A 12,892-nucleotide genomic window follows, 5' to 3' on the forward strand; every position below is an offset into this window, starting at 1 on the left:
TTAAAGGGAACATCAATTATAAACTATTAATCATCAACCATAAAAATCTTGGCGAAGAGAAGGCAGACATATAAGAAGAAGCAGCTGACCTTTATGGACATCGTGAAAGGGAATTTCCTGAACCGCGATGAAATAAAGGCACACTCCAAATACCTCGCTCTGCTTTTCATACTGATGATGCTGATGATCTACAGCAACCACCTGGTCAGCCAAAAAATCCGCCTGGTGAACCAGCTGAAAGAGCAGACGGAGGAATACAAATCGCGAAATGCCTACGCGCAAAGCAGGCTGATAAAGGTGAAAATGGAATCTCAGCTGGGCAGGGAAGTGATAGGCGATTCCCTGATGACGCTGGAAAGCCACCCGCACAAACTTTTGATAAAACTGGACAGCACGGATGCAAAAGCAAAATGAATACGACATCAAGCGGAAGCGCACATTGCGGTGGGGCTACCTCTTCGCCGCCACGGCTTTCGTGGTGTTCTGCGTGTTCATCACCCGCATCATCGTGCTGCAAAACACTGATGTAGAAGAGATTCGGGACAACTACATCAACAAAAACTACCGCGAAGCTACGCTGCAGGCTGCCCGCGGAAACTTGTACGCTTCGGATGGTTCCATCCTGGCAACCACGGTGATGCGCTACGATATTTACATCGATTTCAAAACGATTCGGGATACGGTTTACGCCAACAATGTTAACGCTTTGACGGATTCTCTCGGGAAAATGTTCGGGAAGCCGAAGAGCTACTTCCGCCAAAAATTTGATGCGGAGAAAAAGAAGAACAACCAATACTACACCTTGGTTCGTGGGCTGGATTTCGACGAGTACGATAGAATCCGCAAGTTTCCGCTTTTTAACAAAGGCAAAAACCGCGGCGGCTTCATCGTGGATAGGAATTACAAACGGGAACTTGCCACTTCGGAAATTGGTGCAGGAACAATAGGTATGGATGATGAGCGCGGGCAATCTGGCCTGGAAGCAGCGTTCAGCAAATACCTGAAAGGTTCGGACGGTACAAGGCTGGAGCAGCGCGTGAATTCATCGCAATGGAAACCCATCGATTTCTGGAAGGTGAAAGAGCCAGTGGATGGGATGGATGTTTATACCACCCTGGATTTGCGAATACAAGACATAGCGCACTCTGCCCTGAAAAGGCAGCTGGTGGAATACGATGCACAGCACGGCACGGTAATCGTGATGGAGACCAAGACCGGAAAAGTGCGCGCAATGGTAAACCTTCAGCGGAAGGAGCCGGGCGTTTACGAAGATGCCTACAATTACGCGATAAAGGACAACATTGAGCCGGGCTCTACCTTTAAAGCGGTTTCCCTTCTGGCAGCGATGGACGATGGCTTCATAGATGAAGGCACCACGGTAAGCGTGGGCGGAGGAAGCTGGACCTATGCCGGACAGAAAATTTCCGACGGGCACGGTGGCGGAACTTACGAAATTTCCGATGTGCTGGCGAAATCTTCCAATGTGGGCACGGCAAAGCTCATCACAAAGCATTACGCCTCGAATCCGCAGGTTTTCCTAAACCATCTAAAGCGCTGGAAGCTGATGGATAAGATGGACATAGAACTGCCAGGCATTACCACGCCAAGAATAGTAACGCCGGAAAACAAACGCTGGAACGCCGCCACATTGGCTTCCATTTCCTACGGCTACTCCACGAATATCAACCTGCTTCAGCTCACCACATTCTACAACGGCATCGCCAACAAAGGCGTGATGGTAAAGCCCCTGTTCATCGACAAAATAATGAAGGACGGCAAGGTAAACTACGATGCGAAACCACAGGTGATGGTGAGCAAAATGGCATCGAAGGAAGCGATAGAAATGATGACCAACGCTCTTACAAAAGCCGTAGAAAAAGGCACCGCCAGAAGCATCTACACGCCAAATTTGAAAATGGCCGGAAAAACCGGCACCGCAAGGTTTGAGTACTGGAAGCCAGGCCCGATGAAGTACCGCGCAAGTTTCGCCGGCTTCTACCCGTCGGACGACCCGAAGTACACCTGCTATGTGATGATAAGCGAGCCTGCACCCGGAAAATCGTATTACGGCGGCACAGTGGCAGCGCCAGTTTTCAAAGAAATTGCGGGAAAAACCTTCCTGAAAACACCGCAAAACATCGAGAAGGAAATGCTGGTGGAAAAGAAGGTGGACCTGAGCAAAATGACCGAGCCTAATGTGAAAATAGCGGTAACGAACAATAAGATGCCCAATGTAACCGGGCTGATTGGCAAGAATGTGATACCGCAACTGGAAAACTTGGGCTACAGGGTGGATTACAAAGGTGTCGGGAAAATTACCGAGCAGTTTCCACTGGAAGGCACGGTCATCAGCAAGAACCAGAAAATTTATCTAAGCCTGCAGAACTGATGAAGCTGAGCGAAATTTTAAACAATGTAAAGACTTTGGGAACTTTCGGTGATGAAAGCCGAGAAATTTCCGAGATTGTTTTTGACAGCCGGCAAGCTGCCGAAGGCGCGCTGTATGTGGCGATGAAGGGCACAGTTTCCGATGGGCATCAGTTCATTAATTCTGCAATAGAGAACGGTGCGAAAGCCGTTGTTTGCGAAGATTTGCCGGAAGAGCAAGCGGAAGGCATCACCTTTATCAAGGTGGAAAATTCTGCGAAGGCCCTTGCAAAAATGGCGGCGAACTTCTACGGCAATCCATCCGAGAACTTAGTATTGGTGGGCATTACGGGAACTAATGGCAAAACTTCTACCACCACGCTTCTTTTTGAAACCTTCAAAAACCTGGGCTTTAAACCTGCGCTGATTTCCACGGTGGAAGTTCGGATTGGCGATGAGGCCTTCCCTTCCACACATACCACGCCGGATGTTCTCACCCTGAACCAAATCCTGAGGAAGGCGGTGGATGCAGGCTGTGAGTATGCCTTTATGGAAGTCTCTTCGCACGGCATCCATCAGAACAGAACGGATGGGCTGAAATTTAAGGTGGCAGGCTTTACTAACATCACGCACGATCATCTAGATTATCATAAAACTTTTGACGAATATATAAAGGTAAAGAAGCGATTTTTCGACGAGCTTCCGGCTGATGCGGTGGCGATAACCAACCTGGACGACAGAAACGGAACGGTGATGCTGCAGAATACCCGCGCGAAAAAATCCGGCTACGCGCTGAAAACGCTGGCAGATTATCACGGGAAAATTTCCGAGGCGGATTTCAACGGGATGCTGCTGAATTTCAACGGGAAGGAATTCTGGACGGCGCTTACCGGGAAGTTCAACGCTTACAACCTTTTACTTGTATATGCAGTAGCCTGCGAGCTGGGCTTTAATGCTGATGAAATACTGCAGGCGATTTCGAAACTGCCACGCGTAAAAGGGCGCTTCGAGACGCTAAAATCCGAGAGCGGCATCTTCTTCATCGTGGATTATGCACACACACCCGATGCGCTCGAGAATATTCTGGACAGTATTAACCAAATCAGAACAAATAATGAAAGGCTCATCACAGTATTCGGTTGCGGCGGCGATCGTGACAGCGCGAAACGACCGCAAATGGGAAAAATTGCCACTCGAAAATCAACGCTTGCAATCATTACTTCCGATAATCCGCGCAAGGAAGATCCAAAGCAAATCATCGAGGACATAGCGGCAGGCATCGAGCCGCAGCACTTCGCGAAATTCACCGTGATACCGGACAGGATGGAGGCGATAAAGGCGGCGATAAAATTTGCCGAGCCGAAGGACATAGTGCTGGTTGCCGGCAAAGGTCACGAGAATTACCAAGAAATCAACGGTGTGAAACACCATTTTGATGACAAGGAAGTGATAGAAGATTTGCTGAAGAAGATGAGTAAATAATTTTGAAAAATTGAGCAATTTGGAAATCTGGAAATGAACCACGCCAAACAACTTTAAACTTTGAACCTTTGACCTTGAACTAAGCTATGTTTTTCTACCTCTACGAATATCTCGCTGAAAGCGGCATCCACATTCCTGGGATGAATCTCTTCCGCTACATATCGTTCCGTGCGGCAATGGCGGTTCTGCTGTCTCTGGCCATCGCATTGCTCTACGGCAAAAGAATCATCAAGCTGCTTCGCCGGAAACAGATGGGCGAATTAGTGCGCGATCTTGGGCTGGAGGGCCAGAAACAGAAGGAGGGCACGCCTACAATGGGCGGCATCATCATCATCCTTGCCACGCTGGTTCCGGTGCTGCTATTCACCAAGGTGGACAATATCTACATCATCCTGCTCAGTGCATCCGTTGTGTGGATGGGTGCCATAGGCTTCATCGATGATTATCTGAAAAAAATCAAGAAAAACAAAGACGGCCTGCACGGCGTTTTCAAGGTTATAGGGCAGGTAGGCTTAGGGCTGATAGTAGGCGTTACGATGTATTTCCATCCGGATATTACCGTGAAGCGGAAGTATGCCGATGCTTCCGTGGTGAACCGCAACAATGTGGAACAGAACTTTATGCAGGAGGAAAAGCGCGCGATTTCCACCGTGCCCTTGGTGAAGAACAACGAGTTCGATTACAGCGGTGCACTGTTTTGGATGGATGAGGAGGAAGCTGAAGAATGGGCGTGGATTATCTTTATCCCCATCGTGATTTTCATCGTCACGGCAGTTTCGAACGGTGCGAATATTACCGATGGCATCGATGGTTTGGCGGCGGGAACCAGCGCCGTAATCGTGCTGACGCTGGCATTCTTCGCCTACCTTTCCGGCAACGCGATTTTCGCCGATTACCTCAACATTATGTTCCTGCCCAACACTGGTGAAACCACGATTTTCGCGCTGGCACTGGTAGGCGCCATCATCGGTTTTTTCTGGTACAATACCTACCCTGCCCAAGTCTTTATGGGCGATACAGGCAGCCTGATGCTGGGCGGCGTAATAGCCGTGCTGGCGATTATCCTTCGGAAGGAACTGCTGCTGCCGGTGCTTTGCGGAATTTTCCTGATCGAGAATTTATCGGTAATTCTTCAGGTGATGGTCTTTAAATACCGCCGGAAAAAATTCGGGCTGGAATATGCGCAGAACAATAGGCTGTTCAAGATGGCGCCGCTTCATCACCATTACCAAAAGCTAGGCTACCACGAAAGCAAAATCGTGAACCGGATGATCATCATCGGCGTGATGCTGGCGATTATCTGCCTGATAACGCTGAAAGTAAGATAGAGGAAAGAGCCCAAGTAAAAAGGCAAAAGTAGAAAGTAAAAAGTGCTTGCTGAAGAATTGAAAATTTGAAATTAAAAAAATAAGAAAGCAAGAAGCTAAGAGCAAAAATGACGAAGGATAAAATGAGCATTGTGGTTTTGGGTGCCGGTGAAAGCGGTTTTGGCGCAGCCTACCTTGCGAAAAAGCAGGGTTTGGATGTATTCGTTTCAGACCGTGGCGAAATAAAGCCGCACTACAAAAACCTGCTCATAGAAAATGGGATTGAGTTTGAGGAGAATACGCACAGCGAAGGGAAAATCCTTTCGGCAGATTGGGTGGTGAAATCACCGGGAATTCCGAAAAAGGCGGAAATCATCGGCAAAATAAAAAACCGCAACATTAAGATTTCTTCCGAGATTGAGTTTGCGGCGGAATTTACCGATGCGAAAATCATCGCCATCACAGGAAGCAACGGCAAAACCACCACCACATCGCTGATTTACCATATTCTGAAAAATGATAAACTGAGCGTAGGCCTTGGCGGAAACATCGGGACAAGCTTTGCAAGGCAGGTGGCCGATGAGGATTTTGAATACTATGTGCTGGAGGTAAGCTCTTTCCAACTGGATGATATTCAGCACTTTAGGCCTTACATTTCTCTGCTGCTGAACCTTAGCCCGGATCATCTGGACCAATACAACTACAACTACGAGGAGTATGCGCTGGCGAAATTCCGCATCGCGGAAAACCAGGAAAACGACAACTACTTCATCTATAACAAAGATGATGAGATGAGCAGGCAAATCCTGGAAAAAATTGAAATCCGTGCGAAGAAAATTCCGTTCAGCCTGAAGGAAAACTTGAAGGAAGGCGGCTACCTGAGCGGCAATGAAATCCGCGTGAAATTGGACGATGATTTCCAGATGCCGGTTTCCGAACTGAGCCTCAGCGGAAGCCACAATGTAGCGAACAGCCTAGCCGCTTCCATAGCTGGTAAGATATTGAAAATCAGCAATGAAAGCATCAGAAATTCCCTGATGACTTTCCAGGCGGTAGAGCACAGGTTGGAATTTGTAACGGAAATCGGCGGCGTGAAATTCATTAACGACAGCAAGGCTACCAATGTAAACGCCGCATATTATGCGCTAGAAAGTATGCGGCAGCCTACCGTTTGGATTATGGGCGGTGTGGATAAGGGCAACGATTATAGCGAGCTGGACGATTTAGTAAAGAAAAAAGTAAAGGCGATAATTTGCTTAGGCATTGATAATCAGAAGATTACAGAGCACTTCAAGAATAAGGTGGAGATGATGTACAGCACTGCAAATATGGCAGATTGCGTGAAGCTGAGCAAGCAGATTGCGACGGATGGTGATGCGGTTTTGCTTTCGCCGTGCTGCGCAAGTTTTGATTTGTTTGAAAACTATGAAGACCGCGGAAAGCAGTTTAAAAACGAGGTTTTGAAATGAATGAGCAACGGCAAAGAACGGAAATTCTAAAGGGCGACAAAGTCCTGTGGAGCGTGATCATCCTGATTTCGTTGTTCTCGATATTCCCGGTTTACTCGGCAAGCTCTAACCTGGAATACATCGTGAACAGCGGCACTACCACTTCACACATCGTGAAACACATCGCCTTCGTTGGATTGGGGCTTGGGCTGATGCGCGGTGTTCTGTTTGTGCGGTACGAGCACATCGGGAAGCTCAGCTTTTTCGGCCTGGTGGTGATGACTCTCGTTCTGGTGGCCACAGCGTTTACTGGGCAAACCATCGATGGTGCATCGGCATCGCGCTGGTTTACAATTCCCGGCACGCCCATTTCATTTCAGCCATCAGCATTCGCCTACCTTGCACTCATCATCTATCTCTGCCGCTATCTCACCAAAAAAATCGGCAGGGAAAGGCTTCCGCTGGAAAACATCGTGGCGATTTTTGTTCCGATACTCGTAGTTTCCGGGCTGGTTGCCAAAGACAACGGCTCCACAGCGCTGATGATGATTATCGTATCTCTCGCGGTTTTAGTCATCGGCCAGCTCAACTGGAAATACATCGTGGGCTTCCTGGCTACCGCAGTTTTAGCGGGCGGGCTGTTCATCACCGTAGCACTGAACACCAACCTTTTCAGCAACAACCGTGTGCATACCTGGATGAGCCGCATCGAAGTATTTTTCGATAAAAACAAGGATGCAGAAACCGAAGCCGATAAGGCGAAGAATTACCAGGTAAATCAGGCGAAGGCTGCCATTGTGAACGGCGGCGTAAACGGAAAGGGCCCGGGGAAAAGCGCGCTGAAACAGATGCTACCGCAATCTGCATCAGATTTTATCTTCGCCATCATTGTGGAAGAATATGGCTTGCTGGGTGCCGCAGTCTTGATAGGCGCTTACTTCATAATGATCATCCGCATCGTGATGATTGCAAGCAAGATGCCGGCGTTTTTCGGCTCACTGCTCGTGATTTCGCTTGGGATAATGATTTTCGTTCAGCTCTCGGTGAACATCGCCGTAGCCGTGAATTTAATTCCGGTTACAGGACAGCCTTTGCCGCTCATCAGCTATGGTGGCACATCTATGCTCGTCACCTATGTTCAGCTTGGCATCATCCTAAATGTCAGCTCGCGCATTCAGGTTTTGGATGAAGAAGGCATCGGCAGAAAACAGAATATTGAAGAAATAAACGACATCGCTTAATTATAAGTAATGGGCAATTGGTAATTGATAATAAGGCTGAGGTTAAGGCGAAATGAGTTTTAAAACTTTTTACTTGGCTCTTGGTTTAATGAAAATATTATGAAAGTTTTAATGAGCGGTGGTGGTACTGGTGGACATATTTTTCCGGCTGTAGCGATAGCCGATGAAATCCGGCGCAGAAATCCGGATGCAGAGTTCCTGTTCATCGGCGCCAACGGAAAAATGGAAATGGAAAAAGTTCCGCAGAACGGCTATAAAATCGAAGGTCTGAACATCGCCGGTTTTGATCGCGGTAATCTTTTGTCCAATTTCAAACTGCCGTTCAAGCTTTTGCAAAGCCTGCTTAAAGCCCGAAAAATCATCCGCAATTTCAACCCGGATTTTGCCATTGGAACCGGCGGCTTTGCAAGCGGCCCGGCGCTTTTTATGGCGAGCAGCTTGGGCGTGCCCACTTTCATTCAGGAGCAGAATGCCTTTGCCGGCGTTACGAATAAAATCCTTAGCAAGCGTGCAAAAGCAGTTTTCACGGCTTATCCAAAAGTGGACGGCTTTCCGCAGGAAAAGATTCATTTTCTGGGAAATCCTATCAGGCAAAACATCGTTAATGATTTGATTGACAGAGATTTAGCTAAAGAAAAATTAGGCCTGGATAAAGCCAAGCTCACCGTGCTTTCCGTTGGAGGTTCCCAAGGCTCAAGAACATTGAATAATGCCTGGAAGGAAAATCTGGAAAAGCTCATCGGGAAAAATGTACAGCTAATTTGGCAAACCGGAAAGCTTGATTATCAATCGATTACAAAAGATTTTGAACGAAGAAACCATAGCGAAGGACAGAGAAAATTGGTGCAAATCCGCGAATTTATTTCCGAAATGCCGCTGGCTTATTCCGCTGCAGATATCATCGTTTCCAGAGCAGGTGCCATCGCAATTTCCGAGTTGGCCGTAGCGCAAAAGCCCGTAATCCTGGTGCCGTTTCCAAACGCTGCGGAAGATCATCAGACGAAAAACGCGCTGAACTTGGTCGAAAAAAATGCGGCTAAAATGGTGCGGGATTCTGAAATGAAGGAAAAATTCTGGGCAACGCTTTCAGAACTGATTGAAAATGAACAGCTTAGAAAAGATATGGCAGAAAACATCGCATTTTTTGCAAAGCCAAAAGCTGCAGAAGAAATTGTGAGCTCAATCTATCAAATTCTCAAAAAATAATGTGAAATGATGAATTTGGAACAATTTGAAAATTTCTACTTCATCGGTATCGGTGGTATTGGGATGTCTGCTTTGGCGCGCTATTTCAAATCCATCGGCAAAAATGTTTTGGGCTATGACAGAACCGAAACCAAGCTCACTTCTGCACTGATCTCCGAAGGCATCGGTATTTCTTTCCAGGATGAAATCACGGAACATATTTCTTCGCTAAAGCCTGAAAACACGCTGGTTATCTACACTCCTGCCGTGAAGACGCTAGGCATTCTTGATGATTTTCAGCAAAGAAATTTCACCATTCTGAAAAGGGCGAAAGTTCTTGGGATGATAACCGATGAAACCAAGTGCATCGCTGTAGCGGGAACTCACGGGAAAACCACGACTTCATCTCTGGTGGCTCATCTCTGCCATTTTTCAGGATTATCATTTTCTTGCTTTTTGGGTGGAATTTCTGAGAATTTTCAATCCAACTTTATCTACACCGGAAATGAATTTTCCGTGGTGGAAGCCGATGAGTACGACAGAAGCTTCCTGAACCTTCATCCGGATTTTGCCATCGTAACTTCCACAGATGCCGATCATCTGGACATTTATGGCGACAAAGCGACCATTGAGCAAAGCTTCAAGGATTTCGCAGGCTTAGTTCCGGAAAAGCAAAAACTTTTCGTGCGGAAAGGTTTGGAAATTGGCAGAGAATCAATGACTTACGCCGTAAATGAAGAGGCGGATTTTTACTCGGACAATCTGAGAATGGAGGACGATTTCATCCTGTTCGATTTCCACACAAAATATGAAACCGTCAAGGATTTCAAATGGCAAACCCCAGGCATTCACAATGTGGAAAATGCCACGGCTGCCATCGCTTTGCTTTATAGCTTAGGTGTTGATTTTCAGACACTTAAAAGCGGACTTTTAGCCTTCAAAGGCATCAAGCGAAGATATACGAAGCACCGTTTTGAAAGCGGGAAAATCTACATCGATGATTATGCGCATCATCCCACAGAACTTGATGCGGTGATTGGCTCCATCCGCAATTTCTACCCTGAGAAAAAATTGCTGGTGGCTTTTCAGCCGCACCTTTTCAGCAGGACAAGGGATTTTGCGGAAGGCTTCGCCAAGAGCCTGGAAAACTGCGAGGAGCTGCTGCTGCTGGACATCTATCCTGCGAGAGAACTTCAGGAAAACTTCCCGGGGATTACTTCAGATTGGCTTCTGGAAAAAATTAATCTGGAAAAAAAGGAAACGGCTGGCTTGCAGGAAGCCTTCGGGAAAATTCAGCAAAAAGATTTCGACATACTGCTGACGGTAGGTGCAGGAAACATCGATATGCTGTACGATGGGATTGTGGAATGGCTGGGAAAAAACTGATGAATGATAAACGATAAATGATTTGATTTGGAATGAAGAATAAGTGGCGGTTTCTGAAGATTTTTGTGACGGTAATTATCCTTGGATTTTTGCTGAGCTTCTCGCTGAACCGCTTTAGCGAAAAACCGGTGAGCAAAGAGATGACCGCCATAAACCTGAACACCACCACAATTCCGGTGTATTTCGTGGATGAAAACCAAATACGCGACATCGTTAGCAGAGACAACCCCTCCGGCAAAGTGGGCGGCATCAACATACCGGAACTTGAACGGAAAATCAACGAGATAGAAAGCGTGGACAGCGCCAATGTTTACCTGAACCTGAACGGGCAGCTGAATATAGATGTGCACCAGAAAATCCCAGTATTTCGCCTGAGCAAGGGCAACCAGGAATTTTATGTGGATGAGCAGGGCACGGAGTTTCCGCTCTCGAAAAACTACGCCCACCCCTGTATGCTGGTGAAGGGCAATGTGCAGCCGGAGGAATATGAAAAGCTGGCAGAGCTTGTGCGAAAGATAGATGCGGACGATTTCTGCAAGAAATTCTTCATCGGCATCAGCAAAGAAAAAAACAACTATAACCTGCTGACGAGCGATGGCAATTATAAGGTGGAAATTGGCGACCTGGATAATATCGATTTCAAGGTGAAGGGCTTTAAAACCTTCGTGGAAAAATTCCTGGTGTACCAGGACCAGCGGAAGTACAGCAAGATTTCGGTGAAGTATGATAACCAAATCGTAACCACGCTGAATCCGAATTTCAAGGAAAACGAGGCGGCGATAAATTCATCCAAAGAAAAAATCGCGAAAGCGGAAAACAAACCGGAAGCCACGCCAAAGCCTGCGGCGAAAAAACCGGAGAAAGCGGAAGCAAAAAAGGCACAGCCGAAAAAAGAGGAGCCGAAGAAAGAAGCAGCGAAAAAATCGCCGGAGAAAAAAACTGAGAAAAAACCGGAACCAAAGAAATCAGAAACAAAAAAAGCGGAGCCAAAAAAGGCTGAGCCGAAAAAGAAAAACGAAGCAAAAAATAAAGAAAAGAAAAAATAACATATATGGAAAACCAGGAATATTCAGTAGGGCTGGACATCGGGACTACCAAGATTGTAGCCATCGTCGGCAGGCGGAACAACCACGGGAAAATCGAGGTAATGGGAGTAGGCAAAGCCAAAAGCCTCGGGGTACACAAGGGCATTGTGAACAATATCGCGCAGACCATCGCCTCCATCCGCACGGCAGTAGATGAGGCGCAGAAAAGCGCCGGAGTTCCCATTAAAAAAGTTACGGTGGGCATCGCAGGGAAGCACATCCGCTCACTCCAGCACTCGGATTACATCATGCGAGAACACCCGGAGGAAGTCATCACCGAAAAAGACATCGAAAGCCTCAAAGACCAGGTAAAAAAACTCGTAATGCTGCCTGGCGAGGAAATCATCCATGTGCTGCCGCAGGAATACAAGGTGGACAGCGACGGCGAAATCCACGAGCCGATAGGCATGAGCGGGAAGCGGCTGGAGGCAAACTTCCATGTAGTGGTGGGGCAGATGGGCAGCATCCGCAACATCGCCCGCTGCGTGCGCGAAGCTGGCCTGGAGATGGAGTCCCTCACCCTGGAGCCCCTCGCCTCTTCCGAAGCGGTACTCACCAAGGAAGAAAAGGAGGCCGGCGTGGCCATCGTAGACATAGGCGGCGGCACCACGGATATCGCCATCTTCAAGGACAACATCATCCGCCACACCTGCGTAATCCCATACGGCGGGGGCATCATCACCGAAGACATCAAGGAGGGATGCTCCATTATCGAAAAACACGCCGAGCAATTAAAAGTAAAATTCGGGTCCGCAGTGCCGGAGATGGAGAAGGAATCCACCTATGTGACAATTCCAGGCCTGCACGGCAGACCGGATAAGGAAATTTCCCTGAAAACTTTAGCCCAAATCATCAACGCAAGGGTAGAGGAAATCCTGGAAATGGTAAATACCGAACTAAAGGCGTACGGCGCTTTCGAGCAGAAAAAGAAACTCATCGCAGGCATCGTGCTTGCCGGCGGCGGCTCCAACCTGAAGCACCTCCGGCAGCTTGCCAACTATACCACCGGCTTCGACAGCAGAATCGGCTTTGCCAATGAATATGTGGCGAATGACAAAAACCAACACCTGAAGGGCCCGGAATATGCGACTTCCATCGGGCTGTTAATGGAAAGCCTGAAAATCAGGGACAAAAAAACAGAGCCTGAAAAGGAGGCCGAAACAGAACCGGCTGCAAAAGAAACCGGAAAGGGAATAGAAATAGAAAAGGAAATAGCTTCCGCTACCGACATCGCGCAAATAACAACTGATGCAAACGACTTTTCCACCGAGCCTAAGGCTAAGCGCCCTACCTTCGGCCAGCAGCTGATGGAAAAGGTAAAAAAGTTCTTCGAAGAAGTGGAAGATTAAGGAAAAAAACAGAAAATTTTTATAAATTGTGAGCAGAATTTT

General features: G+C 47.5%; 10 protein-coding genes. All 10 read left to right on the forward strand.

Annotated elements, in window-relative coordinates; all coding sequences use genetic code 11:
• Positions 1–48: 48 nt before the first annotated feature.
• The 10 genes from BUB43_RS07935 to ftsA all read left to right on the forward strand — a co-directional run bounded on the left by BUB43_RS07935 (position 49) and on the right by ftsA (position 12,850).
• A complete protein-coding gene (locus tag BUB43_RS07935) occupies positions 49–414 on the forward strand; it encodes an FtsL-like putative cell division protein (RefSeq protein ID WP_073179958.1) in 366 nt (121 codons plus the stop codon).
• On the forward strand, positions 398–2,389 hold the full coding sequence (locus BUB43_RS07940) for a penicillin-binding transpeptidase domain-containing protein (RefSeq protein ID WP_073179959.1): 1,992 nt from the start codon (positions 398–400) through the stop codon (positions 2,387–2,389). The genes BUB43_RS07935 and BUB43_RS07940 overlap by 17 nt, the downstream gene beginning before the upstream one ends.
• Positions 2,389–3,849, forward strand: a complete 1,461-nt coding sequence (locus tag BUB43_RS07945) for a UDP-N-acetylmuramoyl-L-alanyl-D-glutamate--2,6-diaminopimelate ligase (RefSeq protein ID WP_073179961.1) — start codon at positions 2,389–2,391, stop codon at positions 3,847–3,849. Before BUB43_RS07940 ends, BUB43_RS07945 begins: the two co-directional genes overlap by 1 nt.
• Positions 3,850–3,935: 86 nt before the next feature.
• The gene (mraY, locus tag BUB43_RS07950) at positions 3,936–5,177 is read left to right on the forward strand and encodes a phospho-N-acetylmuramoyl-pentapeptide-transferase (protein WP_073179963.1); all 1,242 of its coding nucleotides are present in this window, start codon (positions 3,936–3,938) and stop codon (positions 5,175–5,177) included.
• 122 nt (positions 5,178–5,299) lie between these two features.
• Complete coding sequence (murD, locus tag BUB43_RS07955; RefSeq protein WP_073180099.1) at positions 5,300–6,625, forward strand: UDP-N-acetylmuramoyl-L-alanine--D-glutamate ligase; 1,326 nt, start codon at positions 5,300–5,302, stop codon at positions 6,623–6,625.
• Entirely contained in the window at positions 6,622–7,845 is a 1,224-nt protein-coding gene (locus BUB43_RS07960) for an FtsW/RodA/SpoVE family cell cycle protein (RefSeq protein WP_073179965.1), read from the forward strand. The genes murD and BUB43_RS07960 overlap by 4 nt, the downstream gene beginning before the upstream one ends.
• Positions 7,846–7,944: 99 nt before the next feature.
• Positions 7,945–9,051: an undecaprenyldiphospho-muramoylpentapeptide beta-N-acetylglucosaminyltransferase gene (gene murG, locus BUB43_RS07965; RefSeq protein ID WP_073179967.1), complete on the forward strand. Its 1,107-nt coding sequence runs from the start codon at positions 7,945–7,947 to the stop codon at positions 9,049–9,051.
• Positions 9,052–9,057: 6 nt separating this feature from the next.
• A complete protein-coding gene (murC, locus tag BUB43_RS07970) occupies positions 9,058–10,416 on the forward strand; it encodes a UDP-N-acetylmuramate--L-alanine ligase (protein ID WP_073179969.1) in 1,359 nt (452 codons plus the stop codon).
• A gap of 32 nt (positions 10,417–10,448) precedes the next feature.
• Entirely contained in the window at positions 10,449–11,462 is a 1,014-nt protein-coding gene (locus BUB43_RS07975; protein WP_073179970.1) for a cell division protein FtsQ/DivIB, read from the forward strand.
• 5 nt (positions 11,463–11,467) lie between these two features.
• The gene (gene ftsA / locus BUB43_RS07980) at positions 11,468–12,850 is read left to right on the forward strand and encodes a cell division protein FtsA (RefSeq protein ID WP_073179972.1); all 1,383 of its coding nucleotides are present in this window, start codon (positions 11,468–11,470) and stop codon (positions 12,848–12,850) included.
• Positions 12,851–12,892 lie beyond the last annotated feature (42 nt).

Origin of the sequence: Cruoricaptor ignavus, from assembly GCF_900141665.1 — a bacterium.
Lineage (GTDB): Bacteria > Bacteroidota > Bacteroidia > Flavobacteriales > Weeksellaceae > Cruoricaptor > Cruoricaptor ignavus.